The organism is Flavobacterium aquidurense (genome assembly GCF_031458035.1).
Classification (GTDB): Bacteria; Bacteroidota; Bacteroidia; order Flavobacteriales; family Flavobacteriaceae; genus Flavobacterium; species Flavobacterium aquidurense_C.
The window spans coordinates 215855-242627 of the sequence record NZ_JAVDXR010000006.1; the positions used below are offsets into that span (position 1 = coordinate 215855).

25 protein-coding genes are annotated in these 26773 nt (G+C 32.9%); 14 read left to right on the plus strand and 11 right to left on the minus strand.

Annotated elements, in window-relative coordinates; all coding sequences use genetic code 11:
- The first annotated feature begins 257 nt into the window (after nucleotides 1-257).
- The 4 genes from J2X17_RS11780 to recQ all read left to right on the plus strand — a co-directional run bounded on the left by J2X17_RS11780 (nucleotide 258) and on the right by recQ (nucleotide 5406).
- The gene (locus J2X17_RS11780) at nucleotides 258-1661 is read left to right on the plus strand and encodes a type III PLP-dependent enzyme domain-containing protein (RefSeq protein WP_310298068.1); all 1404 of its coding nucleotides are present in this window, start codon (nucleotides 258-260) and stop codon (nucleotides 1659-1661) included.
- A gap of 96 nt (nucleotides 1662-1757) precedes the next feature.
- The gene (locus J2X17_RS11785; protein ID WP_115887172.1) at nucleotides 1758-2726 is read left to right on the plus strand and encodes a deoxyhypusine synthase family protein; all 969 of its coding nucleotides are present in this window, start codon (nucleotides 1758-1760) and stop codon (nucleotides 2724-2726) included.
- Between the two features lie 7 nt (nucleotides 2727-2733).
- Nucleotides 2734-3138 carry a DNA primase gene (locus J2X17_RS11790; RefSeq protein WP_310298071.1) on the plus strand — a complete coding sequence of 135 codons (405 nt, stop codon included), beginning with the start codon at nucleotides 2734-2736 and terminating at the stop codon, nucleotides 3136-3138.
- A 159-nt stretch (nucleotides 3139-3297) separates the two neighbouring features.
- Nucleotides 3298-5406: a DNA helicase RecQ gene (gene recQ / locus J2X17_RS11795; RefSeq protein ID WP_310298073.1), complete on the plus strand. Its 2109-nt coding sequence runs from the start codon at nucleotides 3298-3300 to the stop codon at nucleotides 5404-5406.
- Between the two features lie 115 nt (nucleotides 5407-5521).
- Here the strand turns inward: recQ and J2X17_RS11800 are convergent, their stop codons facing one another.
- From J2X17_RS11800 to J2X17_RS11815, 4 genes are all read right to left on the minus strand, one after another.
- Nucleotides 5522-6028 (minus strand): DinB family protein, encoded by a 507-nt coding sequence (locus J2X17_RS11800; protein WP_310298075.1) that lies wholly within the window; start codon nucleotides 6026-6028, stop codon nucleotides 5522-5524.
- A gap of 12 nt (nucleotides 6029-6040) precedes the next feature.
- Nucleotides 6041-8626 carry a phosphoenolpyruvate carboxylase gene (locus tag J2X17_RS11805; protein ID WP_310298077.1) on the minus strand — a complete coding sequence of 862 codons (2586 nt, stop codon included), beginning with the start codon at nucleotides 8624-8626 and terminating at the stop codon, nucleotides 6041-6043.
- 90 nt (nucleotides 8627-8716) lie between these two features.
- Nucleotides 8717-9196, minus strand: a complete 480-nt coding sequence (locus J2X17_RS11810; RefSeq protein WP_007805990.1) for an Lrp/AsnC family transcriptional regulator — start codon at nucleotides 9194-9196, stop codon at nucleotides 8717-8719.
- A 77-nt stretch (nucleotides 9197-9273) separates the two neighbouring features.
- Nucleotides 9274-10428 (minus strand): M14 family metallopeptidase, encoded by a 1155-nt coding sequence (locus J2X17_RS11815; protein WP_310298079.1) that lies wholly within the window; start codon nucleotides 10426-10428, stop codon nucleotides 9274-9276.
- A gap of 312 nt (nucleotides 10429-10740) precedes the next feature.
- Here J2X17_RS11815 and J2X17_RS11820 point away from each other — a divergent pair, with 312 nt between their 5' ends.
- Nucleotides 10741-11214, plus strand: a complete 474-nt coding sequence (locus J2X17_RS11820; protein WP_310298081.1) for a helix-turn-helix domain-containing protein — start codon at nucleotides 10741-10743, stop codon at nucleotides 11212-11214.
- 84 nt (nucleotides 11215-11298) lie between these two features.
- Here J2X17_RS11820 and J2X17_RS11825 read toward each other — a convergent pair whose 3' ends face one another.
- Nucleotides 11299-11850, minus strand: a complete 552-nt coding sequence (locus tag J2X17_RS11825; RefSeq protein WP_310298083.1) for a 1-acyl-sn-glycerol-3-phosphate acyltransferase — start codon at nucleotides 11848-11850, stop codon at nucleotides 11299-11301.
- 65 nt (nucleotides 11851-11915) lie between these two features.
- Between J2X17_RS11825 and J2X17_RS11830 the strand changes: the two genes are divergently transcribed.
- From J2X17_RS11830 to J2X17_RS11855, 6 genes are all read left to right on the plus strand, one after another.
- Nucleotides 11916-12581 (plus strand): spermidine synthase, encoded by a 666-nt coding sequence (locus J2X17_RS11830; protein WP_310298085.1) that lies wholly within the window; start codon nucleotides 11916-11918, stop codon nucleotides 12579-12581.
- A gap of 12 nt (nucleotides 12582-12593) precedes the next feature.
- Nucleotides 12594-13271 carry a peptidoglycan DD-metalloendopeptidase family protein gene (locus J2X17_RS11835; RefSeq protein ID WP_310298086.1) on the plus strand — a complete coding sequence of 226 codons (678 nt, stop codon included), beginning with the start codon at nucleotides 12594-12596 and terminating at the stop codon, nucleotides 13269-13271.
- Nucleotides 13272-13277: 6 nt separating this feature from the next.
- Nucleotides 13278-13754: a hypothetical protein gene (locus tag J2X17_RS11840; RefSeq protein ID WP_310298088.1), complete on the plus strand. Its 477-nt coding sequence runs from the start codon at nucleotides 13278-13280 to the stop codon at nucleotides 13752-13754.
- A 9-nt stretch (nucleotides 13755-13763) separates the two neighbouring features.
- Nucleotides 13764-14288 (plus strand): hypothetical protein, encoded by a 525-nt coding sequence (locus J2X17_RS11845; protein WP_310298090.1) that lies wholly within the window; start codon nucleotides 13764-13766, stop codon nucleotides 14286-14288.
- Between the two features lie 52 nt (nucleotides 14289-14340).
- The gene (locus tag J2X17_RS11850) at nucleotides 14341-14811 is read left to right on the plus strand and encodes a nuclear transport factor 2 family protein (protein WP_310298092.1); all 471 of its coding nucleotides are present in this window, start codon (nucleotides 14341-14343) and stop codon (nucleotides 14809-14811) included.
- A 129-nt stretch (nucleotides 14812-14940) separates the two neighbouring features.
- Nucleotides 14941-16683 (plus strand): APC family permease, encoded by a 1743-nt coding sequence (locus J2X17_RS11855; RefSeq protein ID WP_310298094.1) that lies wholly within the window; start codon nucleotides 14941-14943, stop codon nucleotides 16681-16683.
- A gap of 300 nt (nucleotides 16684-16983) precedes the next feature.
- Here J2X17_RS11855 and J2X17_RS11860 read toward each other — a convergent pair whose 3' ends face one another.
- Nucleotides 16984-18471: an aminotransferase class V-fold PLP-dependent enzyme gene (locus tag J2X17_RS11860; RefSeq protein ID WP_310298096.1), complete on the minus strand. Its 1488-nt coding sequence runs from the start codon at nucleotides 18469-18471 to the stop codon at nucleotides 16984-16986.
- A 180-nt stretch (nucleotides 18472-18651) separates the two neighbouring features.
- Between J2X17_RS11860 and msrA the strand changes: the two genes are divergently transcribed.
- The gene (msrA, locus tag J2X17_RS11865; protein WP_310298098.1) at nucleotides 18652-19185 is read left to right on the plus strand and encodes a peptide-methionine (S)-S-oxide reductase MsrA; all 534 of its coding nucleotides are present in this window, start codon (nucleotides 18652-18654) and stop codon (nucleotides 19183-19185) included.
- 181 nt (nucleotides 19186-19366) lie between these two features.
- On the plus strand, nucleotides 19367-20935 hold the full coding sequence (locus tag J2X17_RS11870) for a protein adenylyltransferase SelO (RefSeq protein ID WP_310298100.1): 1569 nt from the start codon (nucleotides 19367-19369) through the stop codon (nucleotides 20933-20935).
- Between the two features lie 112 nt (nucleotides 20936-21047).
- Here J2X17_RS11870 and J2X17_RS11875 read toward each other — a convergent pair whose 3' ends face one another.
- Both J2X17_RS11875 and J2X17_RS11880 read right to left on the minus strand, forming a co-directional pair.
- Complete coding sequence (locus J2X17_RS11875; protein ID WP_310298102.1) at nucleotides 21048-22013, minus strand: YpdA family putative bacillithiol disulfide reductase; 966 nt, start codon at nucleotides 22011-22013, stop codon at nucleotides 21048-21050.
- A gap of 6 nt (nucleotides 22014-22019) precedes the next feature.
- On the minus strand, nucleotides 22020-22493 hold the full coding sequence (locus J2X17_RS11880) for a CYTH domain-containing protein (RefSeq protein ID WP_310298105.1): 474 nt from the start codon (nucleotides 22491-22493) through the stop codon (nucleotides 22020-22022).
- A gap of 224 nt (nucleotides 22494-22717) precedes the next feature.
- Here J2X17_RS11880 and J2X17_RS11885 point away from each other — a divergent pair, with 224 nt between their 5' ends.
- Nucleotides 22718-23269 (plus strand): hypothetical protein, encoded by a 552-nt coding sequence (locus tag J2X17_RS11885; protein WP_310298107.1) that lies wholly within the window; start codon nucleotides 22718-22720, stop codon nucleotides 23267-23269.
- A gap of 81 nt (nucleotides 23270-23350) precedes the next feature.
- Here J2X17_RS11885 and J2X17_RS11890 read toward each other — a convergent pair whose 3' ends face one another.
- From J2X17_RS11890 to J2X17_RS11900, 3 genes are all read right to left on the minus strand, one after another.
- Nucleotides 23351-24397 carry an o-succinylbenzoate synthase gene (locus tag J2X17_RS11890; protein ID WP_310298109.1) on the minus strand — a complete coding sequence of 349 codons (1047 nt, stop codon included), beginning with the start codon at nucleotides 24395-24397 and terminating at the stop codon, nucleotides 23351-23353.
- A 190-nt stretch (nucleotides 24398-24587) separates the two neighbouring features.
- On the minus strand, nucleotides 24588-25790 hold the full coding sequence (locus tag J2X17_RS11895) for a tetratricopeptide repeat protein (RefSeq protein ID WP_310298111.1): 1203 nt from the start codon (nucleotides 25788-25790) through the stop codon (nucleotides 24588-24590).
- A gap of 286 nt (nucleotides 25791-26076) precedes the next feature.
- On the minus strand, nucleotides 26077-26754 hold the full coding sequence (locus J2X17_RS11900) for a metal-dependent hydrolase (protein ID WP_310298113.1): 678 nt from the start codon (nucleotides 26752-26754) through the stop codon (nucleotides 26077-26079).
- Nucleotides 26755-26773 lie beyond the last annotated feature (19 nt).

A 26773-nucleotide genomic window follows, 5' to 3' on the forward strand; every position in this document is an offset into this window, starting at 1 on the left:
TTTTTACATTTGCCACGATGAAAACAAACAACAAACAAAGACACTTTAGTTCTTATAGAAACCGTCTCAATAGTTCTTTACTAAGAATGCTGAACCGTTTTTATAATAGTAAGAGTCCGTTTTGTTTTGATGTGTTTTTAGTATCTAAAGCAGAACATGAAAAACTAGAGATAGTATTTGCCAATATTAGGGTTTGAATTTTAGATTTAGCATCATTTACTAAATTTATAATTACTACTTAAAATATTGAAAAATAAATGAATACAAAATATTCCGATCTAATTAATCAAACATATTACTTTCCTCAGGAGGAATTTAAATTAAACAAGGACAACTTACAATTTCACAATATTGATTTGATGAAATTAGTTGAACAATATGGTACCCCATTAAAATTTACTTACTTACCACAGATTTCTGAAAACATTAATAAGGCCAAAGCCTGGTTCAGAAAATCAATGGAAAAAAACAAATACGAAGCAAAGTATTACTATTGTTATTGTACAAAAAGTTCTCATTTTGAATACATTATGAATGAGGCTTTCAAAAATAACATTCACGTTGAAACTTCGTCGGCTTTTGACATTAATATTGTTGAAAATTTGTTGGAAAATGGTAAAATCAATAAGAGTACCTATGTTATTTGTAATGGTTTTAAAAGAGACGAATATATTACCAACATCGCCAGATTAATCAATAACGGACATAAAAATACTATTCCAATTATTGATAATTATGAAGAATTAGATTTGCTTCAAGGTGAAATTAAAGGTAAATTTAAGATAGGAATTCGTATTGCAGCTGAGGAAGAGCCTAAATTTGAGTTTTATACGTCAAGATTAGGTATCGGATATAAAAATATAGTTGCTTTTTACAAGAAACAAATTCAGGAGAATGATAAATTAGAGCTTAAAATGCTTCATTTTTTCATCAATACCGGAATTAATGATACAGCATATTATTGGAATGAGTTGGTAAAATGTATTAAAGTATACATTGCACTTAAAAAGGAATGCCCTACTCTAGATGGCTTGAACATTGGAGGTGGTTTCCCGATTAAAAACTCCCTTGCATTTGAATATGATTATCAATATATGATTGATGAAATTATCAATCAGATTAAAATTGCATGCGATGAAGCCGAAGTTGATGTTCCTAATATTTTTACAGAATTTGGATCATTTACAGTAGGTGAAAGCGGTGGCGCTATCTATCAGATTTTGTATCAAAAACAACAAAATGATAGAGAAAAATGGAATATGATTGATTCGTCATTCATCACCACTTTGCCAGATACTTGGGCTATAAACAAACGTTTTATCATGTTGGCGGTTAACCGCTGGAATGACACGTATGAGCGGGTTTTATTAGGAGGATTGACTTGTGATAGTGACGATTATTACAATTCAGAACAAAATATGAACGCCATTTATTTGCCTAAATATAACAAAGAAAAGCCATTGTATATTGGTTTCTTTAATACGGGAGCGTATCAGGAAACAATTGGAGGTTACGGTGGTTTACACCACTGTTTGATTCCGCAGCCAAAACATATTTTAATAGATCGTGATGAAAACGGAATTCTGGCAACTGAGGTTTTCTCAGAACAGCAGACTTCTGACGATGTTTTGAAGATTTTAGGCTACACAAAAAAAGTATAAAAAAGACTTGCAAATTAAATGTTTGATATCTATAAAATTATTAATTTGCAGTATCATCTAAAAGGTTAAACTTTTAATTCAAAAAAAAACAAAAAAATGAAAGGACCTATCAGTCAGTTTATTGAAAAACATTATTTACACTTTAATTCTGCCGCTTTAGTTGATGCTGCAAAGGCATATGAACAACAATTGGCAAATGGTGCTAAAATGATGGTGAGTATGGCTGGCGCTATGAGTACAGCAGAAATTGGTAAAATTTTTGCCGAAATTATTAGACAAGATAAAGTACAGATTATTTCTTGTACCGGAGCCAATCTAGAAGAAGACATCATGAATTTAGTAGCACACTCTCATTATGAAAGAGTGCCACATTACCGTGATTTAACCCCAGAAGACGAATGGGCTTTACTTGAAAGAGGATTAAACCGTGTTACAGACACTTGTATTCCTGAGCATGAAGCGTTTCGTCGTTTACAAAAACACATTTATAAAATCTGGAAAGATGCTGATGACAAAGGAGAACGTTATTTTCCTCATGAATTCATGTACAAAATGTTGTTGTCTGGTGTCTTAGAAGAATATTATGAGATCGATTTAAAAGATAGCTGGATGTATGCTGCAGCCGAGAAAAATTTACCTATTATCGTTCCGGGATGGGAAGATAGTACAATGGGAAATATTTTTGCTTCATACGTAATCAAAGGTGATTTAAAAGCATCTACCATGAAATCAGGAATTGAATATATGACATTCCTTGCTGACTGGTATCCAAAAAATAGCGCTAACGGAATTGGATTTTTCCAAATTGGTGGTGGTATTGCTGGTGACTTCCCTATTTGTGTAGTGCCAATGTTGTACCAGGATATGGAAATGCATGATATTCCGTTTTGGAGTTATTTCTGCCAAATTTCAGATTCAACAACCAGTTATGGTTCTTATTCCGGAGCAGTTCCAAACGAAAAAATCACCTGGGGTAAATTAGACATTAAAACCCCGAAATTTATTATTGAGTCGGATGCTACAATTGTTGCTCCGTTAATTTTTGCATATTTATTAGATTTATAGATAATTTATGAAAAGAGTTATAGTAGACTACGCAAAACTTACCAACGAAATTTTAAACCTTTTGGTTGAAAAATTTCCTGATGGTTATGATGATTCGGATGTGATCCGTTTTAGAAATGCTAAAAACGAATTAGTTGAAGCTGTTGAAGTTCGTACTGAAGACACTATTTATTTGGTAAAAATTAGTACTAAACTTGCTGACAGAATTGAAAATTACGATGAGGACGATGATATCGACGTTGATGTTGACACAATCGAACCAGTAAAAGGCCTGGATCTTGATGATGATATTGATGATGACGAGGAGGAAGAAAAAGAAGACAAACCTGATGTGGATGGTGGTGACGACGACGATGAAGATAAAGATCCCGATGATATTGCAGACGAAGATGATGAAGACGATGAAGATTAATTTATCTCTTTCAAAATAAATTAAAGGAACTCTATTTGGAGTTCCTTTTTTTTGTTAAACTATAAATGTACTTGACATTTTCTTTAAATAATAAATTTAATATTTTTACAATTTATAAGAAATTTCTTTTAAATTTAATATTTAAAAAATAAAAGCCAAATGAACACAGAACTTTTACACGCCAAATTAAAAGAAAACTTTGGATTTGAAAAATTTCGTCCAAATCAGGAAACTATAATAAATACAATACTTGCTGGTCAGGATACTTTAGCCATTATGCCAACTGGTGGTGGAAAATCAATATGTTTTCAATTGCCAGCTTTGGTTTTGCCCGGAATCACAATTGTTATTTCTCCTTTAATTGCTTTAATGAAAGATCAGGTTGATAGTTTAAAAACAAATGGAATTAATGCCTGTTATATTAATAGCAGCCAATCAAGTGAAGAACAACAATTTTATATTGATAATTTAAAATCCAATAATTTTAAACTCGTTTATATTGCTCCGGAAAGTTTATCTTATCTGGATGTTATTTTTAATGAATTAACAATTAGCTTAATTGCAATTGATGAAGCGCATTGTATTTCATCATGGGGACACGATTTTAGACCAGCCTATACCAATTTAGGGTACTTAAAAAACCGCTTCCCTTCTACTCCAATCCTTGCATTGACCGCTACTGCCGATAAAGCAACGCGAACTGATATTACCAAACAACTAAATTTAAAAAATCCAAAGACTTTTGTTGCTTCATTTGATCGACAAAATTTAAGTTTAGAGGTTCGTCCGGCGTTGGATCGTGTCAAACAAATTATTGATTTCGTAGAAAATAAACCAAACGAATCTGGAATAATCTATTGCTTAAGTAGAAAAACAACAGAAGAATTAGCTCAGAAACTTCAAAAAAGTGGTGTTTCAGCAAAAGCATATCACGCAGGTTTAGATAATAAACTTCGAGCGAAAACACAGGATGAATTTATAAATGACGATTGTCAGGTCGTTTGTGCTACAATTGCTTTCGGAATGGGAATTGACAAATCGAATGTGCGCTGGGTCATTCACTACAATTTACCAAAAAATATTGAAGGTTATTATCAGGAAATTGGCCGCGCTGGCCGCGACGGTTTACCAGCAGAAACTGTTTTATTTGAAAGTTATGCAGATGTGATTCAGCTGCAGAAATTTGCGTCGGAAGGTTTGAATTCTGATGTTCAGCTGGCAAAGTTAGAAAGAATGAAACAATATGCGGATGCCTTAAGCTGTCGTAGAAAAATTCTGCTTTCTTATTTTGGAGAATTAGTTAAAGAGAATTGCGGTAACTGCGATATTTGCAAAAATCCTCCAAAATTTTTCGATGGTACGATTCTCGCGCAAAAAGCATTATCTGCTATTAGTCGCTTGCAGGAATCGGAACCACTAGCTGTAATTGTAGATTTTTTAAGAGGCTCGAGAAACGCGTATATCTACGAAAAAAATTATCAAAGCTTAAAAACGTACGGAATTGGCGCAGACATATCATGGTATGATTGGAATCAGTACTTAATTCAACTAATTAATTTGGGATATTGTGAAATTGCCTTCCACCAACATAATAAAATTTTACTAACTCCTTTTGCAAAGAAAGTTCTGTTTGAAGGCGAAAAGGTAAAATTGACAACCGTTGTTAAAAAAGTAATCGATAAAAATGAAATTAAAGAAACAAAAGTAAAAGCTGCCAAAAACTCGCTTTTTGAAATACTAAGAAAACTACGTTATGAAATTGCTAAAGAAGAAGATGTTCCTGCCTACGTAATTTTTAGCGACGCTGCTTTAAGACAGATGGAAACATTGAGACCAATGAGTGATGAGGAATTCCTTGCTGTTGAGGGAGTTGGTAAAGCTAAACTTGAAAAATATGGTTCAGAATTTATAGATGCAATTACCTATTATGAAAAAGTAAAAAAAGAAAATGCCAAAGTAAAAAAGGAAGGTAATACCTATAAAACGACTTTAGCACTTTTTAACGAAGGTAACAGTATTGAGGAAATTGCAGGAAAACGTAATTTGGGACAAACTACTATTATCTCGCATTTAGCAAAATTATATGTAGATGGTGCAGACATTGATTTAAGTCCGTTTGTTACTGATAATGAAGTCAAACAATTGCATAAAGCACAAGTAGAACTTCAATATCCGACAGCACTAAAACCCTATTACGATTATTTTGAAGAAAAATTATCTTATGATAAAATTAGATTTGGTCTTGCGATTGTTGAGCGAAATAAATAAGATCTTATTATATTTATAAATATTGCATTTTATGCAACTGTGAGTGGAAATTTTAAAAATAAAAAATCCTGTGAAAATATATTCACAGGATTTTTTTATTCTTAATTTTTCAGATTTACAAATACCTTTCCTGAAAAACTTTTTGATGATGTTTTTGATGTCCAACAATCACATATCCCAAAGCCCTAACCGAAAGTTGATGCGTTGAAGCAGTTCCTATTCGTTTAAGTTGCTCTTCAGAAAGACTCTTGTAAAACAATAAAGTTGAGTGTCTGACTGCAGAAAGTTCTGTCAATAAATCCTGAATACTTCTTCCGTTTGCATTTGTATTGTCTACGTAATCATTTTCTTCAAATCCAGGCAAAGCAGTTTTGTCATTTCTTGAGAAACGCAAAGCACGATATGCAAAGACACGTTCACTATCAATTAAATGCTGAATGATATCTTTGATTGTCCATTTTCCCTCGGCATAACGATAATCAAATTTATCTAATGGAATATTTTGAACAAATTTTATAAAATCATGAAGGGAAATTTCTAATTCCTCAATCAAATTAATTTCTCCGGCTTCCTGAATGTAATTTGCAAATGGTCCGGAATATTCAGTTTCAGTTAATTTCATTATATACGATTTTTAGGCAGAGTTTCTACTCGCATTTGTATTTCCGAAAAGAGATCTGGTTACGATTTTTTCATAAACTTTAATCAGCTCTTCGTTACCACTTTTATCATTATTCAATTCGTTAATTCTTAATAAAGCATATTGTTGTATGGTCAACAATGGCAATACTATACGCTCTCTTACTTGAATCGATGCTATACCATCAGGATAATTTTCCATTAAGGTTTTATGACCGGCAATTTTAAGTAAAAGACGTTTTGTTTCTGAAAATTCATCGTAGATAATTTGCCAGAATTCACCAAACTCAGGGTCATTTCGCATATAAGCTGTTAATGGCAAAAATGATTTTGCCAATGACATCATACTGTTTTCCAAAAGCGTTTTGAAGAATAGTGAATTATGATACAAATCACTCACTTTATCCCATTGTCCGCTTTCTTCAAAATATTTTAAAGCAGAACCAACTCCAAAAAATCCTGGTACATTTTGTTTTAACTGACTCCAGGATCCAACAAATGGAATTGCTCTTAAATCGGCAAAATCCAATGATTCTGATTTGCTTCTTTTTGAAGGACGGCTTCCAATATTAGTTTTAGAATAATATTTCAGCGTACTCATCTTCTCTAAATAAGGAATGAATTTTGGATGATTTTTGAAACTTAAATATTTATCGTAACCTAAACCGGCTAATTGAGTCAAAATAGAAGTTTCTTCGGCGCTCAACTCATTATCTTCTTTGCTGAAAACCTGATTAGTAACACCGGCACTTAATAAGTTTTCGATATTATATCGACAAGAATCTAAAGTTCCAAAATTCGAACTGATTGTTTGTCCCTGAACTGTGATTTGAATTTCGTTGTTTTCAATTTTTGGTCCTAATGAAGCATAGAATTTATGTGTTTTTCCACCGCCACGAGCCGGAGGTCCACCACGTCCATCAAAGAAAATAGCTTGAATACCATATTTTCTAGAGATTTCTGTCAATGAAATTTTAGCCTGATAAATACTCCAGTTAGCCATTAAATAACCACCATCTTTAGTACCATCAGAAAAACCAAGCATGATTGTTTGTTTATTTCCTCGCGCCTGCAAATGTTTAGAATACTCAGGATTGGTGTACAATTGCTCCATAATTTGATGCGCATTTTGTAAATCGTCAACCGATTCAAAAAGCGGAATAATATCAACCGTAGGATTTTCCCAATTGTTTAAACGAATCATCGCAAAAGTCTCCATTACATTCAGCGCACTTTCGTTATTGCTGATAATGTAACGGTTTGCTCCAAATTCGCCATTGCGTTCCTGAATGGTTTTGATAGCTTGTACAGATTCTAATGTAGATCTTGTAATTTCATCATTAAAGTCAGCAGGATTTAATTCGCCTTTAACTTTAGATAAAACAACTAATTTTTCATCCTCAGACAATTCAAAATAGTTTTGAGGAAATATGCTCGAACCTGAATTCAAATAATAATTCACAACATCTTTGAAAACAGCATCGTGAATTTTACTATTCTGGCGAATATCCAAAGTAGCGAAATGGAATCCAAATAAGTTGATTTTCACCAAAAACGCTTCCAATTCATCTAAATATAATGACTGGTGTTTTTCAATAATTATAGTTCTGATTTTATTTAATTGCGCCAATAATTCTTCTAAAGTAATGTAAATTTCACCTTTTGAATAAAAAACAGAACGGTAAAGTTTATGTTCAAGTTCAGCTACTAAAGTATCTACTCCTGAGAAAGTTAACTTTCTCTTTAAGTTTCTCATTTCAACATAATAACACTTTAAAATAGAAGTACGCAAACGTTCTGCCACTTTTAAAGTAATTTCCGTTGTAACAAAAGGATTTCCATCACGGTCACCTCCCGGCCAAAAACCAAGTTTAATTAATTGATTTTTGATAGCATTTCCGTGAAGGATATTTTTCTGCAGATAATGAACAATTTCTCCGGCAGTTGCGTAGAATACATTTTCAAGATACCAGATTAAACTTACCGCTTCATCATACGGATTTGGCTTTTCATTCTGGATAAAAGGTGTTTTTCCAAGTTGCGCCAATAATTGTTTGATTTTCAACAAGTCATTCAAACGAATAGCATCAGTTAAATCGTTGATAATTCCTAAAACCGGCCCAGGATAAAATTGTGTTGGGTGCGCCGTTAAAACGGTACGTACATTAAAGTTTTCAATGAATTCGATTAATTCTTCATTTTTCTCTTTAGCATCTGTTTTTTCTTTGATATCACGCAAAGAACCACGGCCTTCCATATTGTTAACTTCTGGAAAAGCAGCATCTTCAATCGCATCAAATAGAACAATTTGACGTTCGATGTATTGAATAAATCGAAACATCAAATCGATTTTTTCTTTTTCAGATGCGTTTGTTAAATATTTATTTGAAAAGAAATCGAAAATTTCTTTTGGTGTTTCTTGTTTTCTAAATCCCGTTTCGCATGTTTCTGTAAATAAAGGCAATAAAACCCCTGTATTATCAATAGAATCAAAAGGCAGTGTTATAAAAACACTATTATAAATGTGGTATTTTGAGAGAACATCTTGATTAAAACGTTCAATTTTGGGTAACGTGTACATAATCGTGTTGTAGTTGTTTGGTTAATTAGTCATAAAAAAACCCCAAGAATAAACTTGAGGTTATATTTTAATATAGCATTCAAGAAAATATTACATATTTTTAAAAATAGTATGCATCAAACGCTTCTTATCGTTTATACTTTCTTCTAATGAAATCATTGTTTCTGTTCTGTAAACACCTTCGATATCATCAATCATGAAAATAACTTCTTTTGCGTGTTTAGTATCTTTTGCTCTGATTTTGCAAAAAATATTGAATTTTCCTGTCGTTACAGAAGCAACTGTTACGAACGGAATTTGATTGATTCGCTCTAATACAAATTTAGTTTGAGACGTATTATTAAGGAATACACCCACATAAGCAATAAATGAATACCCTAATTTATCGTAATCTAAGGCTAATGAAGATCCCATTATTATTCCTGCGTCTTCCATTTTTTTTACTCTAACATGTACTGTTCCAGCAGATATCAATAGTTTTTTTGCAATGTCAGTAAACGGAACTCTCGTATTGTCTATTAACATATCTAAAATCTGGTGATCTACTTCATCTAAACGAAATTTACTCATAATTCTTTAATTAATATTACTAATTGCTATTACAAAGTATAAAAATATGTATAAAAAACAACAAATTCACAAAAAATTTAACTTTTTATCAATCCGTTAACAAATTTAACATTTTTATTTAAATAAAAATCTGCCTTTTGATTCATTTTTGGCAAATTATTGTGATTATCTGAATAAAGAGCTCCTTGAGCGTCATATTCATAATGTCCAAAATAATTTTCTAATTCACCTACTTCAACTATGTAAGCGTTAAAATGAATCTTATTTTCAATCAATTCTTCTTTGTATTGTGCGACAAAATTCGTAATAATTTCGATACCATCATAATTTATTTTGATATTTTTATACATAAAATCATAAAAAACCACTTTATTTTGTGAAATATTCAAATAATCATTAATTCTGTTATCAACTAAATCGTTTTCGCAAAGCAGTTTAAAACTCGAAATTAACGAGAAAAATATGAACTTACGGGTGATTTCTCTTTCGTAATCATTAGGAAAATGACCTGCCTCAAATAAAATTGTAGGTACTCCCAAAAACTGAAAAGTATCTCCTATACAGTTGATATTGAACGAATCATCAAAACGGCCAACCTGTCCTGGAATATATTGCTGCAGTACATCATTTAATCCGGCAATTAAATTAATCGCCTTAAGACGAGTGTCATTTATTTCACGCTCCTCATTATACGATGGTGCTAAAAATGAAACGGTTGCCGGCTTTCCTGTATCACCTGCGCCAAAAATAGTACGCTGATCATGAAGATTAAAGCAGTAATGTGGCTTAATAGTTTCAAAAAACTCCCTGAGTACCTTGCTTTCTGGTTGAGTAAGATTCTGAGAATCCCGGTTCAGATCTATTTTATTAGCATTTTCACGTGTATAAAGTGCTGCACCGTCAGGATTTAAAATAGGGATTGCATAAAATGTAAACGTTTCAAGCATTTTTTGGGCGAAATCTGATCCGCTGTTCAATACATTAATGAAATCGAAAAGCGCTTTAGTTGTTGTACTTTCATTTCCATGCATTTGTGACCAAAGGTAAATGCGTGTTTTTCCTGTGCCAATCTCATAACTATATATGGGTTTATCTAAAACTGATTTCCCAATAATTGTGACTTGGTTATTGTTGTTAAGTTTATCTAATAAAGGCTGAATGTGGTCTAAAGTTAAGTAACGTCCTGCTATAGATTGTTCTTTGTGTAGGTTGAATAATTCTTCTAAATTCATTGTCTTTTGATTAGTTTACAAAAGTAAACATCTTTATTTTTACAATTGTAAACAATTAAAAAAGTCATAAATTTAGAATTGTAAACAGGGTTCTATTGCATAACTGGTCAAATAACAGTTAATAAGTTGACATTTGTTACAAGCATAATTTAAGCAATCTTAAATATTGTATTTCAATAAGTTATACACATCTATTTGAAGTTTTAATTCCTTGTTTTTACTTGAACATATTCGATTTATAACTGTAAAATTGCTTTATTAACTTCTTTTAATTACATTTGTAAACAACGCTTTCTTAAAAGATAATTTACAATGGTAAACATCGATGATTTTGTAAAAAGACTTGAAATTATACTCGATTATTATGGCTTAAATGCATCCGCTTTTGCTGATAAAATCGGGGTACAACGCTCGAGTATGTCTCACCTGCTGTCAGGAAGGAATAAACCAAGTTTAGATTTTGTCATGAAAATTCTTGAAGTTTTTCCAGACGTAGATCTTTATTGGATATTAAATGGTAAAGGAAGTTTTCCTAAAATGGAAGACGCAAGTCTAGATTTAAAATCAGAAACAGTTTCAGAAATTATAAAACCACTCTCTCCTATTTCATCAAATGAAAATTATATAGCTGGGGATTTATTTTCTGAAACAAATTATAAGGAAGAAAAAACAGAACCGAGAAATTCTCTGGAAGTTAAAAACTCAAATTTTTCTTCGGAAGAAGATGAAATTGAGAAAATCGTCTTTTTTTACAAAAACGGAACATTTAAGGTATATGTCCCGTAATTTTAAATTTTCGCGTATTTGAAAATTTTCAAAAATATTTTTCATTTAAGCGATTCTCACGTAAGTGAAAAAATATCGAAAAATTTACAATTGAAATCCGTCCTGATAAATTTTACCGATAACTCCATCGTAATGTTTTTTCAAGACTTGCAAATCGGCTTCATAATTTCCGGTCGGATAAAAAGCCTTTCCTAAATTCACTTCTTTTTTGCCCCAATCAAAAGCAACCGGAATAATAGGCACATTAGCTTTAAGAGCAATATAATAAAATCCGCTTTTAATTTCTGTAACTTTCTTGCGTGTTCCTTCTGGAGCTACAGCTAATCGGAAAACATCTTTACGATCAAAAATTGCTGCAATAGAATCTACTTTGTTCAATCCGCCTGAACGATCTAGTGGCTCACCTCCCACACTTCTGAAATAATATCCGAAAGGAAATTTGAATAATTCTTTCTTACCAACCCAGTTCATTTCTAATCCAGAGATTCCACGGGTAAAAATTCCTAAATAAAAATCATGATTACTTGTATGTGGCATTACCATCAGAACACATTTTTTAACTTCCGCATTTTCAATTCCTACTATTTTCCAGCCCATTAGCTTAAAAAAGATGAACTTGTACAATTGTTTCTTCATTAAAATTTATTATTTCTGCAAAATAAAAGATTTAAAATGGTAATTTTGAGTAAAAGCATTACAAAATGATTCAAAAAATTTTCAGTTATCTGATTCCAATTAAAATTTTTAAGAAAAAATCGGCAAGAAGTAAAACGATCGAAGTTACCTGGACAAATGGCGAATTGGTTTTAGATTCTGAAAATACAAATTATTCGTATGGAAGTTTACAACGTATATTAAGGTACGGTTTACGAAATATTGGCTACAAGACAATTCTTGAAATGGATCATATATTATTGTTGGGAGTTGCCGGCGGAAGTGTCGTAAAAACGCTGGTAGACGAAATTGAATATAAAGGTAAGATTACCGGTGTTGAAATTGATTCAGATATGATTCAGATTGCAAACGAATATTTTAATCTGAATAAAATTAAGCAGTTAGAGATCGTTATTGATGATGCTTTCGAATTTGTTTTAAAAACCAAACATCAATATGACCTTATTATTATTGATATTTTTGAAGATACAAATATGCCCAATTTCTTGTTTGAAAGTTTTTTTAGCAATCGTATATGTGCACTTTTAAAAGATCAGGGTTTTGTACTTTTTAATACAATGATTCTCGATGAAGCACATAATGTCAGAAATCGGAAGTATATTGCAGAGATAAATTCGAAACTATTTTCGTCCAAAATGCTGCCTCGCATCGAAGACCATAATGAATTAATAATAATTGAAAAAGTTGCCTAAATATTACCTTTTATGAAAACCCTTGTTTCTATTTTAAAAGCCTTACCACCTACTAAAGTTATCGATTCGAATATTGATTTCTCAAAATACATTCCTTTAGATTTATCTATAACCAATAAAGAGTTAATGGAAAGCAAACCCGAAAATGCTACTGAATTTGAAAATTTTATTTCTAATTATTTAAAAGACAATAATGCCGAAGTTGCTTTTGGAGGCTATATCGAAGGACGGACTTTATACAAAAGAAGCTCTATTTTTAAAAATGATTCTCTCCCGGAACGTAATATTCATATAGGTCTTGATTTATGGTCAAAAGTTGATACTGCTGTTTTGGCAGCCCTTGACGGAACTGTACATAGTTTTAAAAACAATATTGGCCTTGGCGATTATGGACCAACCATTATTTTGGAGCACGTGGTTGAAAATGAAAAATTTTATACTTTATACGGACATTTATCGTTAGAAAGTATAGACGATTTAAGCGTTGGAAAGCAATTTAAAAAAGGCGAAAAAATTGCAACATTAGGAAATCCAGCTGTTAACGGAGATTATGCGCCACATGTACATTTTCAAATTATAAAAAATATTGAAAATTATTGGGGGGATTATCCTGGAGTTTGTAACACTAATGATTTGAATTTTTACATAGAAAATTGTCCCGACCCTAACTTATTATTAAAAATAACATAAATAGTTATGAAGAAAGCGGTATTGATTATATGTTTGTTGTTGCTAATTGGATGTAAATCTAAAACTGTAACCCGTGACACTGAAGATTTAAAAATCAAACAAGTTCCGGCGGCCGAAGTTAATGCCAACCAGCAAAAAAAAGCATACGATTTAGGCAAGCGTGTTTTAGAAACATGTAATACCTCGAAGTTCAAACCTTTTAATGAAACTGAAGTAACAAAGTCTGTTATGGAAAATACGACCGAGGAACGGTTAACAAAAACCTGTACAAGATTTAGACAATATTATGGAAGTTTTATTGATTTGAAATTAGATGGCGTTTACAAAACCAAACAAGAAGTCATTTACCGTTATCACGCCCTATATACAAAAAAAGTTGCCAATAAAGAATTACGCGTTTTTGTGAATGAGGACAATTTGGTTTCTGCCATAAAATCTATGGATTGGGATGAAAAATTTGATTCTAAAATAACTGACCAATAAACAATAACTATGAATTTTAAATTACCACTATTTTTATTACTGTTAATTGCAACATTTGCCAACGCCCAGGAAACTTTAAGCGTAAAAGGCTCAAAACCTTATCCGGCCACACAAAATTATATTTTCATCTGCGAAAAATATGCTTTCTCCGGCGAGACAAATGTTCAGATTGCTAAAACAGAAAAAGGTGGGATTTTACAATTATCAATTGCTACGGCAAATGACAAAGCCCGAATTTCTGGTGGCGTTTATGTTGATTTGGTCAATGGCGACGTTATTGCCTGCACTGACAAAAACGTAAAAGAAACGGTTGAAGGCAAAACAACATCCTATTATTACTTCACTCCTGCAGAAATGCTTAAACTTAAAAAAGCTGACATACAAGGAATTAGGTTTATTGTAACAGGAAATTCAAACACTTTTGGTAATCAGACCGGTTATTTTACAGCAGTAAATAAAATATCGTATTTTTCTACAGCTTTCGATAAGTCAAAAAAAACATTTGATACAGCTGCGGCAATTAGTGCATTATAAATGAAAAGATTTGTATAAATAATCTTATATTTATATTTTAATCCTATTTTTCATGAACGCCAACGAAAACTTAATTGCAAAATTCTATACTGCTTTTGCAAACGCCGACGCCAAAACAATGTGTGAATGTTATCACCCGAAAATCCATTTTATGGATCCCGCTTTTGGTTTACTAAAAGAAGAGCAGGTCTCTACAATGTGGGAAATGCTGATTTTAAAAAGCAAAGGCAATATCAAAATTGAATTTTCAGATATTAAAGCTGATGAACATACAGGCTCCGCAAAATGGGTCGCAACTTATAATTTCAGTAAAACAAATCGAAAAGTAATTAATAAAATTTTTGCTGAATTTGTATTTCAGGATGGTTTAATTATCAGACATACTGATAATTTTGATGTCTGGAAATGGTCGAAACAAGCTTTCGGAATTACTGGATATGTCCTTGGCTGGACAGGTTTTTTTCAAAACAAAATCAAACAGCAAGCCCTATTGTCACTTAAAAAATTTCAGGATTCAAAATAATTTTCATAAATTGAAGATTCAAAATTTCTGATTAATTAAATATATCCGCCTTTCTATACTATCTGCCTTAGTTAGATTTTATTTTAGTTGCTTTTAATATTGAATTAATCGTTTTAATTTTCAATACTTATGAAAGAAATTCTACATAAAAAATTAAATCAATTACAGGCAACAGCAATTTGCGGAAACGATATTAGTTCTTCATGTTTATATGTTTCGGCTCTTACTATTTTATATGCGGGGCAATACGCCTGGATTTCTTTATTAATTGTGGCTGTCGTTTTATTTTTATTCAGACGAATTTATGGCGAAGTTGTTGGTGCAATTCCTTTAAATGGAGGAGCTTATAATGTTTTGTTAAATACTTCAACCAAACGGCTTGCCTCCATAGCCGCAACATTAACTGTTTTGTCCTATATGGCAACAGCAGTTATTTCGGCTTCTGAAGGCATGCATTATTTACATGGAATTTTTGAAGGATTAAATGTTACCATTGCGACAGTTATCGTTTTAGTTTTATTTACCGGACTTGCAATTTTAGGCATAGGCGAATCAGCATTTGTGGCTGTAATTATTTTTATAACGCATCTTGCAACCCTGAGCTTGCTTGTTTTGGCCTCGCTTTGGTTTATTATGAATCATGGTCTGGAAACTTTCCATCTCAATTGGGAAATGCCCATTGCATATTCAAATATTAAAACAGCACTTTTCCTCGGATTTTCCGCAGCCATGCTCGGAATTTCAGGATTTGAAAGCTCAGCCAATTTTGTTGAAGAACAGAAACAAGGTATTTTTCCAAAAACATTGCGTAACATGTGGGCAATTGTTAGTTTTTTCAATCCTGTAATTGCCATTTTATTAATCAGCGTAATTCCACTTGCCGAGGTTGGAGAAAACAAAGAATCGCTTCTCGCCTATTTAGGTCAGACGACGGGAGGTTCCTGGTTGGCCTGGCTGATTTCTATCGATGCTGTTTTAGTTTTATGCGGAGCGGTATTAACCTCGTTTGTAGGTGTTTCCGGATTGTTAAACCGAATGACTTTAGACCGTATTCTACCAAATTATTTCCTGAAACAAAATAAAAGGGGCTCGCATTATCGCATTGTTATCAGCTTTTTAGTGCTTTGTATATCCGTTTTATTTGTAACCAAAGGGCATCTGGAGTCGCTTGCAGGTGTCTATACATTTTCATTTTTAGCAGTAATGGCGCTATTCGGAATTGGCAATTTATTGCTCAAATACAAACGAAGTAAACTACCAAGACCTGAGCGTGCACATGGCCTTATTGTCGTTATAGCAGTTTCCTTTATTATTGCTGCGTTTTTAGGAAATATGAAATTAAACATTAACTCCTTTTACACTTTCATACAGTACATGATCCCCGCGTTACTCTTTGTCGGAGTTATGCTCAATCGTGTTTTCTTAATTAAAGTTTTAATTGCCGGACTAGAATATTTTTACGAGCCCTTACGTCGTATGGTAATTGTCAGCAATCGATATTTGCAAAATTTAAGCACAAAAATAAATGCTCAGGAATTTGTGTTTTTTACTAAAGGCGATGATATTGCTATTCTAAATAAAGTTTTGCAATATGTTGAAAATAACGAAACTACAAAAAAGCTTAAAATTGTTCACGTCAAAAATGACAGTTTAGATAATGAAGATTTAAAAAGAGATTTAGAAGTTTTGGATCGGGCTTACGATGATATTGATATCGAATTTCTTGAAATCCAAGGTGTTTTCGGACCCGAAATTATCGATGAACTTTCTCAAAAATGGAAGATTCCAAAAAACTTCATGTTTATAGGTTCGCCCGGAAATAAATTCTCCTACAGAGTTTCAGATCTTGGCGGAGTTCGTCTTATTATGTAGCTTTAGATTTTTTAGGAGCAAATCAATCAGGTTTTTCAAAACCATTCCTCCCGCTTTCGCCTATATCTTTGTTCGTTCCTCTCAAAGGATACCGGCTCTATCGGGGCTAAATTAGAAGTTTAGTTTTCAAAAGAAGCAAGAAGCAAGAAACTAGAATTATAAACCCCGATAAGCGTTAAAAACTTATCGGGGTCATATTTTATAAAATCTATTGTTGCAACAGCTTTGTGACCTTTGTGTTTTATATTCATCAGCTATATAAAAAAACCTTAGTGCACTTTGTGGTTAAAAAATCCAACATTAAGATTTAAACCAGCCGGCAACCAATTCATCTTCAAATGAAGTAGCATTCTTATGAACAAATTCATTGGTTTTATTATTATAAGCATAATCTAAAGCCCATTTTTCATGGTTTTTAGCTAAGTCTTTAATACTTTCACAAACAAAAGCAATTTCTTCATCTGTCGTTGTTGGATGAATCGACATTCTAATCCATCCCGGTTTTTTGATCAAATCACCAATTGTAATTTCATTAACCAATTTATTAGAAGTTTCCTGATCAACATGTAATAAAAAGTGCCCGTAAGTTCCGGCACAACTGCATCCTCCACGCGTCTGAATTCCGAATTTGTCATTCAATAATTTCACACCCAAATTAAAATGGAGGTTTTCGATAAAAAATGAAACAACCCCTAAGCGGTTTTTATGTTGTCCTGCTAAAATTTTAATATTTTCAACTGGCTCTAAAGTCTCAAAAACATAATCAACAATTTCATGCTCACGCTGTAAAATGTTTTCAATTCCCATTTCTTCCTTCAGCTCAATTGCCAAAGCAGTTTTAATAACCTGCAGGAAACCTGGAGTTCCGCCATCTTCGCGATCCTCAATATTGTCAATATATTTGTGTTCTCCCCAAGGATTTGTCCAGCTTACAGTTCCGCCGCCAGGACAATCCGGAATCATATTATTGTATAATTTTTTATTAAAAATTAAAACACCAGAAGTTCCAGGCCCACCCAAAAATTTATGTGGTGAAAAGAAAATAGCGTCTAAATAAGCTTCAGGATCAGCAGGATGCATGTCAATTGCAACATAAGGTCCTGAACAGGCAAAATCTACAAAACAAACTCCATTATGCTGGTGCATTAATTTAGCTGCTTCATGAAAAGGAGTTTTTAAACCCGTCACATTCGAACATGAAGTTATCGAAGCAATTTTAATAGTTCTGTCAGCGTATTTTTCTAATAAAACTTCCAAATTATCTAAACTAAAAAGTCCCTTTTCGCAAGATGGAATAATTTCAACATCTGCAATTGTCTCTAACCAAGATGTTTGATTAGAGTGATGCTCCATATGTGAAATAAAAACAACTGGTTTTTTTTCTGCAGGAACTGTTGTAAAGTTTTTCAAATTTTCAGGGATTTTCAAACCTAAAATTCTTTGAAATTTATTGATAACACCTGTCATTCCAGTACCATCTGTAATCAAAACATCGTCCTGATTTGCATTGGCATGACGCTTAATAATATGTCTGGCATGATGATAGGCTTTTGTCATGGCAGTACCTGACACAGTTGTTTCAGTATGTGTATTAGCCACAAAAGGCCCGAATTCATTCAGTAATTTATCTTCTATAGGACGATATAAACGTCCGCTGGCAGTCCAATCTGTATAAATGATTTGTTTTTTGCCATATGGAGAAGTAAATTCCTGATCTACGCCAACAATATTTTTCCTAAAATCCTGAAAATATGTTTCTAAAGTGATGGTACTATTTTTGCTATTCATTAGTGTGCCTGAGTTTGATGCAAATATAAAAGCTTTTTTGTAAAATTGCGAATTTGTCAATTACAAACTTCAAATAATAGAAGACTAATTAGTTTGTTTAACTAAACGGTCATTTTTTTGATAATTTATCATAATATTCTATAGGATTAATAGGCATTAAAACTATAACAATACTATTGTATGGGAAATTTATCAGTAGCCACTTTTGGTGGTGGATGTTTTTGGTGTATTGAAGCTGTAATTCAGCGTTTAAAAGGAGTAGAATCTTTAAAATCAGGCTATTCAGGAGGTTTCATTAAGAATCCGCCGTATCGGGAAGTTTGTACTGGCAGAACCGGTCACGCCGAAGTCATACAAGTCACTTTCAACCCTGACATAATTTCATATCATGATTTAATTTTTATTTTCATGACCAGTCACGATCCCACAACTTTAAATCGTCAGGGAGCAGATGTGGGTACACAATATCGTTCTATTGTTTTATATCACGATGCAGAACAAAAAGCAATAGCGGAACAGGTTTTTGAAGAAGTAAAACCTTTTTATGAAGAACCGATTGTAACAGAATTAACAGCCTTTGAAGTGTTTTACGAAGCCGAAGAAGACCATCAAAACTATTACAACAACAATCAGGATGCCCGTTATTGCCAAATCGTAATCGATCCGAAAGTACAGAAATTGAAAAAAATGTATGCCGATAGATTGGTTGGATAATTAAAAAATTCTGTCACATAGTAAAAGTTCTTATAGATTATAATTTATAAATATTTTCGCCACGAATTCACGAATTTATTGAAAAATTTATACGCAATCATTCGTGCATTCGTGGCTATATTTTAGAATAGCCTATTTTTTTAATCTACTTAAGCAGTAGCAAAAATAAAGTAAATTTCAAATGAAAAATCTCAAAATAAATAATCGATTTACAGCCGAGTTGCCTGCAGATCCCGATCAAACCAATGAAGTTCGTCAGGTTAAAAATGCATTGTTTTCATATGTAAATCCTACAAAACCTTCCAATCCTAAACTAATTCACGCTTCTGCAGAAGTCGCTGAGTTGGTCGGAATTACAGCTGATGAAATTCAGTCGGAATTGTTTTTGAATGCTTTTTCCGGGAAAGAAATTCTTCCCGATACGCGACCTTACGCCATGTGTTATGCAGGACATCAATTCGGAAATTGGGCCGGACAATTAGGTGACGGCCGTGCCATAAACTTAACTGAAGTCGAACATAATAATGACTTTTTTACCTTGCAGTTAAAGGGTGCAGGAAAAACTCCTTATTCGAGAACTGCTGATGGTTTGGCGGTTTTGCGTTCTTCAATTCGAGAATATTTATGTGCTGAAGCCATGCATTATTTAGGCGTTCCTACCACCCGATCGCTTTCTTTAATGTTATCTGGTGACGAAGTTTTACGTGATATTTTATACAATGGAAATCCTGCATACGAAAAGGGCGCTATTGTATGTAGAGTTGCCCCTTCATTCATACGTTTTGGAAGTTTTGAAATGCTTACTGCCAGAAATGAACTTAAAAATTTAAAAGAGTTTGTAGAATATAATATTAAACATTATTTCCCTGAAATTAAAGGCCAACCCAAAGAACAATATTTGCAGTTTTTTAAGACGGTTGCGGATACTACTCGCGAAATGATTTTGCATTGGCAGCGTGTTGGTTTTGTGCATGGTGTTATGAATACCGATAATATGTCAATTCATGGAATCACGATCGATTACGGACCGTATGGTTGGTTGGAAAATTATGATCCGAACTGGACACCAAATACAACAGACAGCCAATATAGACGATACCGTTTTGGAAATCAGCCCCAAATTGCGCAGTGGAATTTGTACCAATTAGCTAATGCGCTTTATCCTTTAATTAATGAAGCAGAACCGTTAGAAAAGATTTTAGAATCCTTTATAAATAATTTTGAATCTGATCATAAAACAATGTTTTTAAGTAAAATAGGGATATTTACTTCAACTGAAACTGACAATAAATTAATAGTTGATTTAGAAGCTGCTTTGCAATTGTCAGAAACAGATATGACAATCTTTTTTAGAAATTTAAGCAAAATTATTAAGAGTGATTCTGCTAAAACGGCTATTGAAAAAATTCAGGATTCCTTCTATTTGCCGGAAGAAATTACCGGTGATATTTTAGATTCCTGGAAGAAATGGTTCGCTTTATATATTCAAAGATTAAATCAGGAAGACCTTTCAGATAAAGATCGTTCTGAAAAAATGAATCAGATTAATCCCAAATATGTGTTGCGAAATTATATGTCACAACTGGCTATTGACGAGGCAGACAAAGGTGATTATTCTCTAATAAATGAGTTATATGTATTACTGCAAAAACCATACGATGAACAACCGGAATCTGAAAAATGGTTTGCAAAACGACCAGAATGGGCACGTTCAAAAGTAGGTTGTTCTATGCTTTCATGTAGTTCTTAATTACTATAAGATGTCACATCGAGCGGAGTCGAGATGCTTATGAGTGTTCTCGACTTCGCTCGAACTGACAACAAAAATTCGTGAAAATTAGTGTAATTAGTGGCAAACTTTTTTACTTCGATGTAATACAATCTACGATCATATTAGCATGAACACGGGAGTTTTCGATGAACCATTTATGCGTTTGCATTCCGCCACAAACCACTCCTGCCAAAAATAATCCTTCAACGTTTGTTTCCATGGTTTCAGGATTGTAAATTGGAATTTTTAATTCATCATTAGAGAGTTCAATACCCATATTTTCAAGAAAACTTAAATCTGGTTTATATCCGGTTAATGCTAAAACGAAATCATTTTCAATTGTTACTTTTCCGTTTGGCGTTTCAATTTCAACTTCATTTTCTCGAATCTCTGTAATATTGGATTCAAAGTATGCTTTAATACTTCCTTCTGCGATTCTGTTTTCAATATCTGGTTTTACCCAATATTTTACACGATTATTGATTTCATTTTTACGAATCACCATTGTAACATTTGCTCCTTTTCGCCAACATTCCAAAGCTGCATCAACGGAGGAATTATTAGCACCAACGACTAAAATATTTCTAAAAGCATATTCGTGTGCTTCTTTATAATAATGGCGTACTTTTGGTAAGTTCTCACCTTTTACATTCATTTCAATTGGAATATCATAGAAACCAGTGGCAATAACCACATTTTTGGATTCGTACCAATTTTTATCGGATGTAATCTTGAAAAGTAAATTTTCTTGTTTTTCAACGCTAATAACTTTTTCAAATAAATGAATTTCAAAATTAAAATAGCGATGAATGTTTCTGTAATATTCTAAAGCTTCCTGACGTCCTGGTTTTGGTGCAAGACAATTAAACGGAATATCTCCAATTTCTAATCTTTCAGCTGTCGAGAAAAAAGTCATGTACAATGGATAATTGAAAATACTATTGACAATTGCACCTTTTTCAATAATTAAATATCTTAAGTTTTTCTTTTGAGCTTCAATTGCGCAAGCTAAACCAATTGGGCCGCCACCAATAATTATCAAATCATATTGTGTCATCTGTTTTTATTTTTCCCAGGTTTTAAAAGGCTTTTTGCTTAAATATGCATTGTAGTATCGTTCATCATTTGTCACTTCTTCTCCCAGCCAATCCGGTTTTTCAAAAGATTCAGATTCCGACTCCAATTCAACTTCAGCCATTACCAAACCTTCATTTTCACCATAAAATTCATCCACTTCAAAAACATGGTTAGCGATTTTTACTTCATAACGTGTTTTCTCAATTTTACCTTTTTCGCACAATTTCAGCAATTCCTGCGCTTCATCAAGCGGGATTTCATTTTCCCATTCAAATCTGGTCATACCACCCTGATGACCAATTCCTTTAATAGTCAGAAAGCCTTTTTTTCCCTTAATTCTAACGCGCACAGTTCGCTCAGGAAGAGAACTTAAGTAACCTTGCGCAATTGGATTTTTGGCAAAAGCCTGTTCTTTAAAATCATTTGATTTTACAAGAAACTTTCTTTCAATTTCTACCATTTTAATGTGAATTAATTTTTATTGCAAGTTACTCAATTTACTTCAGTCCTGAAATCAGGAATACCAAATAGACATTCAGTAAAGCTTATAATAATATTTTAAAACCATTAATATTAACATTTAAATAACTGATTGTCAGTTATTATGTATTTATTTTTTTGTTAAATTTGAGTAGAATCCGGATGTATAACAGAATTTGAATAATTATTTAAAAAATATTGAAGATGGATATATCGTGTTTTATAATACCCGTTGCTGCCGGCTTAATCTTCGGAATTCTAGGTTATTTTCTGGGGAAAAGAAGCTCAGGAAAGGCAGAAGGTTTACTTGTTGCGTCATTACAATCAGATTTAGACGCCTGCAAAACACATACAAAAAGTTTGACGGCCCGCATTTCATCTTTGGAGGCTGATTTAGCATCGAAGAAAACCAAAACAGCAAAAAAGAAAACTTCTCTAACTGCTACAGCTAAATATTTATTTGATGAAAAATTAGCAAAATCAGTACTTGGTAAGAAAATTAAAGATAATGATCTTAAAATTGTAGAAGGAATTGGGCCAAAGATTGAAGCACTGTTCAACGCAGCCGGAATTACAACCTGGTATGATTTATCTGAAGCATCAACTGAAAAATTACAGGCAATTCTGGATGCGGGAGGAGAAAACTATGCAATGCATAATCCGAGTACTTGGGCAAAACAGGCATTATTTGCCTATCAGGGTAAATGGCAGGAACTAAGAGACTGGCAAGCAGGATTACTTGGAGGGAAAGAGTGAGAAAAGAGGTTCAAAGGTTCAAAGTTGCAAAGGGACAGAGGTTTTTTCTCTTATTTCGTAACGATTAACTGGCTTTGATGTTTAGACTTTATCTAAAAATGAAGAATCCCAGTTTTTAGTATTATTGTACCATAATTGTCCTTCTGAAACTTCAAGAGGGGAATCAAAATTATTGGTGTAAAGTGCTCCGGTTCCTAAGCCTTGTGGCATTTTTGAATTTAATAGAAATGTCCATTGTGCAATGGCATTAAGTCCAATGTTGCTTTCTAACGCCGAAGTAATCCACCAGCCGATATTATATTTCTCAGCTAAATCAATCCATTCTTGTGTTCCTCGAAAACCACCAACAAAACTTGGTTTCAGAATAATATATTGTGGTCTGATTTTTTGCAATAATGCTTCTTTTTCTTTCAATGAAAACACACCAATTAATTCTTCATCTAAAGCGATAGGAAAAGGAGTACTTTCACATAAATCTGCCATTGCTTGAGTATTACCTTTTTTAATTGGCTGCTCAATACTATGTAATTGAAATACTTTTAATTGATTCAATTTATCTAAAGCTTCATTTAAAGTAAAAGCTCCATTGGCATCTACTCGGATTTCTATTTGTTCTGCCGAAAAATGACTTCTGATAAATTGCAATAATTCAAGTTCTTTTTGAAAATCAATTGCTCCAATTTTTAGTTTTATGCAATTGAACCCCTGAGCTAATTTTTCTTCAATTTGCTCTTTCATAAATGAGGGTTCGCCCATCCAAACTAAACCATTTATGACGATCGACTCTGTATTATTGGTAAAATCTGAAGGAAACAATAGATATGGATTTTCACTTTTCAGGGATAAAAAAGCCATTTCGATTCCGAATTGAATAGAAGGGAATTCTAGTAAGGCTTCCCAAAGTGCTCTTTCTCCTAAATGAATATTTTGGCACGCCCAGTTTATTTTCTCTTCATAATCATCACGGTCGTCTGCACTTAAACCACGCAGGATTCCACACTCGCCGACTCCCTTTTTACCATTTTCTTCTAGAATGATAAACCAGGTTTCTTTTTCGGTCATAACGCCTCTGGAAGTTCCGGAAGGGCGTTTGAAATCGAGCATGTATTTATGGTAAGTTGCTTTCATTTTATTGTTTTTTCACCATATAAGTGATGTAAGGTAATTTAAGTGTTGTGCTTGATATATAAAAATTACTAAGAAAATATAAGCACGGTATTTTTAACCACAATTTGAAATAGATTTATATTACTTACTAATCCATTTTAAACGCAATAAAATTTAAATGAACTTATATCACTTATATGGTGAAAACCACTTAATTATAAAGATTTAAAACTTTATCGAAGTCTTTAGATGGTAAACCTGCTTTTTTGAAATTCGAGAAATCAAGTTTTGTTTTGTCTGTCCAACTCAGGCTGTCGGTTACGTTTTGAGTTTGATACTTTTTGTAAATTGGTTTTGCTGCGCTGTAATCATCGCTTAACAAATAAACGTGTGCCAGATTTAATTTTATTTGCAATTCTGTATCGTCTAGTTTTTCGCCTTCTTTTAAGAATTTAATGGCTTTTGCGTACTGTTTTGTCAAAATATAACAGTAACCAATTGAACTATAATCAAGTGCGATTGCTTTTCCATCATTAATTATAGTATTCAATTTTGGAATTGCTTCGTTGTATTTTTGAGATTTTATTAATGCTGCAGCTTGTGTTCTTAAATCGTTGTACACGTTTTTTGAAATATCGCTGTCTTTATAACACGCATTTCCGAAATCTTTATAGACTTTGTTTTTTTCAATTGGCAGTAATTTTTGGAATTCGGTGTAACGATATTGTTTAATGATTTTATCTAAAATACAAACGCAAAAATCATCAGAATTGGCCATTTTTTGTGCCATTGTTGATGTTTTGCATAAGCTGATAATTTCGTTTTTATTGTCCTGATTCCAACCACGGTTTAGTTTTGTATCTACCCATGGTACTACTTCTAAGACTATTTTTTGATTTAAAAGCCAGTTTTTACTATGGAAACCGAAATAAATTGTGCTAATATTTTGCGCTAAACAAGATGATTTATCTAATGATAATCTTTTTGCATCTTTACTTATTTCATCTGGCTGAGCATAACATGATTTGTCAGTTTTTCCATCATCGACGTATTTTTTTGCATCTTCGTTTGAAGTAAAAAGAGCGTAAGTACAGGTATCATCACCGGAAATTTTGGACATTAAAAAAACTGCTCCGGCAGATCCCTGACTAATTCCGGTTGGATCTGGAATTGATTTCAGTACTGAAATCAGACTGTTTGTCATTTGCTGATTTTCGTCTAAAAGTGTAATTCGGTAAACGATTTCTGTGGTTCCAACAGGAAGATCTTCTGTTTTAAGAACAATTCTGTCACGAGCTGAAACGATAATTTCTTTAGTGGTGGCACGTTCTTTGTCCCAATATCCATCTTTTTGAGCGAAAGCGTTGTATGAAACTGTGATTAAAAAGAATAGGGCAATTTTTTTGAAATTCATATTTCTTATAATAAGTTTTTAGTTAGGAATTAAACTATTATTCTATAATAAAAATAATTTTTAAACGTCAGATTTGTCATTTCGACGGAGGAGAAATCACATAAAGTTGAGCGCGCATCGCTGCGGAATACTAAATGCAATTTCTCCTCCGTCGAAATGACATAAATTATGCCAAAATAATTTCTTTTGAAACCAAGTCCCCTAGCCCCGATAGCAGCGATATCCTTTTGTGCCGGTGTTCGGCATAAAAGATATAGCGGATAGCGGGATTAGCTCCCGGAAATTATTACAATTCAATTGACTCTCCAATTTCGAGAAGCATTAAATCTTTTCCTTTATCGAAAAATTTACGGATTGATTCTTCGTGATTGATTTCGATGTAACCAAAAGTATCAAAATGATAACCTAAGATTTTATCGCATTCTACAAAATCTGACGCGATAATAGCATCTTCAACGTCCATCGTAAAATTATTTCCGATTGGCAGAATAGCTAAATCTAATTTTGTTCGCATCGGAATGAGTTTCATGTCCATTGTAAGCGCTGTATCGCCAGTAATGTAAATATTTTTATGTTCGCCTTCAATTACAAAACCTCCGGGATTTCCTCCATAACTTCCGTCAGGGAAAGAACTTGAGTGAATTGCGTTTACATATTTTACCTTTCCGAAATCGAATTTCCAGCTACCACCATGATTCATAGGATGCGAATTAAATCCTAATTTAGCGTAATGACTCGCAATTTCTGCGTTAGAAACAATGACTGCATTAGTACGATTTGCAATGGCTTCAACGTCAAGAACGTGGTCGCTGTGCGCATGTGTAAGCAAAATATAGTCAGCTTTCAAAGTGTTGATATCAATTGCCGCAGCTGCTGGATTTCCTGTAATAAAAGGATCAACAATAATATGTTTTCCTCCAACTTCAATACCTAAAGAAGCGTGTCCGTAGAATGTAATTTTCATTTTTATCGAAATTTAAAGT

Excerpts from the sequence above, each read along its gene's own strand:
- J2X17_RS11780 (WP_310298068.1), top strand. The coding sequence starts at position 258 with ATGAATACAAAATATTCCGATCTAATTAATCAAACATATTACTTTCCT.
- J2X17_RS11785 (WP_115887172.1), top strand. The coding sequence starts at position 1,758 with ATGAAAGGACCTATCAGTCAGTTTATTGAAAAACATTATTTACACTTT.
- J2X17_RS11790 (WP_310298071.1), top strand. The coding sequence starts at position 2,734 with ATGAAAAGAGTTATAGTAGACTACGCAAAACTTACCAACGAAATTTTA.
- recQ (WP_310298073.1), top strand. The coding sequence starts at position 3,298 with ATGAACACAGAACTTTTACACGCCAAATTAAAAGAAAACTTTGGATTT.
- J2X17_RS11800 (WP_310298075.1), bottom strand. The coding sequence starts at position 6,028 with ATGAAATTAACTGAAACTGAATATTCCGGACCATTTGCAAATTACATT.
- J2X17_RS11805 (WP_310298077.1), bottom strand. The coding sequence starts at position 8,626 with ATGTACACGTTACCCAAAATTGAACGTTTTAATCAAGATGTTCTCTCA.
- J2X17_RS11810 (WP_007805990.1), bottom strand. The coding sequence starts at position 9,196 with ATGAGTAAATTTCGTTTAGATGAAGTAGATCACCAGATTTTAGATATG.
- J2X17_RS11815 (WP_310298079.1), bottom strand. The coding sequence starts at position 10,428 with ATGAATTTAGAAGAATTATTCAACCTACACAAAGAACAATCTATAGCA.
- J2X17_RS11820 (WP_310298081.1), top strand. The coding sequence starts at position 10,741 with ATGGTAAACATCGATGATTTTGTAAAAAGACTTGAAATTATACTCGAT.
- J2X17_RS11825 (WP_310298083.1), bottom strand. The coding sequence starts at position 11,850 with ATGAAGAAACAATTGTACAAGTTCATCTTTTTTAAGCTAATGGGCTGG.
- J2X17_RS11830 (WP_310298085.1), top strand. The coding sequence starts at position 11,916 with ATGATTCAAAAAATTTTCAGTTATCTGATTCCAATTAAAATTTTTAAG.
- J2X17_RS11835 (WP_310298086.1), top strand. The coding sequence starts at position 12,594 with ATGAAAACCCTTGTTTCTATTTTAAAAGCCTTACCACCTACTAAAGTT.
- J2X17_RS11840 (WP_310298088.1), top strand. The coding sequence starts at position 13,278 with ATGAAGAAAGCGGTATTGATTATATGTTTGTTGTTGCTAATTGGATGT.
- J2X17_RS11845 (WP_310298090.1), top strand. The coding sequence starts at position 13,764 with ATGAATTTTAAATTACCACTATTTTTATTACTGTTAATTGCAACATTT.
- J2X17_RS11850 (WP_310298092.1), top strand. The coding sequence starts at position 14,341 with ATGAACGCCAACGAAAACTTAATTGCAAAATTCTATACTGCTTTTGCA.
- J2X17_RS11855 (WP_310298094.1), top strand. The coding sequence starts at position 14,941 with ATGAAAGAAATTCTACATAAAAAATTAAATCAATTACAGGCAACAGCA.
- J2X17_RS11860 (WP_310298096.1), bottom strand. The coding sequence starts at position 18,471 with ATGAATAGCAAAAATAGTACCATCACTTTAGAAACATATTTTCAGGAT.
- msrA (WP_310298098.1), top strand. The coding sequence starts at position 18,652 with ATGGGAAATTTATCAGTAGCCACTTTTGGTGGTGGATGTTTTTGGTGT.
- J2X17_RS11870 (WP_310298100.1), top strand. The coding sequence starts at position 19,367 with ATGAAAAATCTCAAAATAAATAATCGATTTACAGCCGAGTTGCCTGCA.
- J2X17_RS11875 (WP_310298102.1), bottom strand. The coding sequence starts at position 22,013 with ATGACACAATATGATTTGATAATTATTGGTGGCGGCCCAATTGGTTTA.
- J2X17_RS11880 (WP_310298105.1), bottom strand. The coding sequence starts at position 22,493 with ATGGTAGAAATTGAAAGAAAGTTTCTTGTAAAATCAAATGATTTTAAA.
- J2X17_RS11885 (WP_310298107.1), top strand. The coding sequence starts at position 22,718 with ATGGATATATCGTGTTTTATAATACCCGTTGCTGCCGGCTTAATCTTC.
- J2X17_RS11890 (WP_310298109.1), bottom strand. The coding sequence starts at position 24,397 with ATGAAAGCAACTTACCATAAATACATGCTCGATTTCAAACGCCCTTCC.
- J2X17_RS11895 (WP_310298111.1), bottom strand. The coding sequence starts at position 25,790 with ATGAATTTCAAAAAAATTGCCCTATTCTTTTTAATCACAGTTTCATAC.
- J2X17_RS11900 (WP_310298113.1), bottom strand. The coding sequence starts at position 26,754 with ATGAAAATTACATTCTACGGACACGCTTCTTTAGGTATTGAAGTTGGA.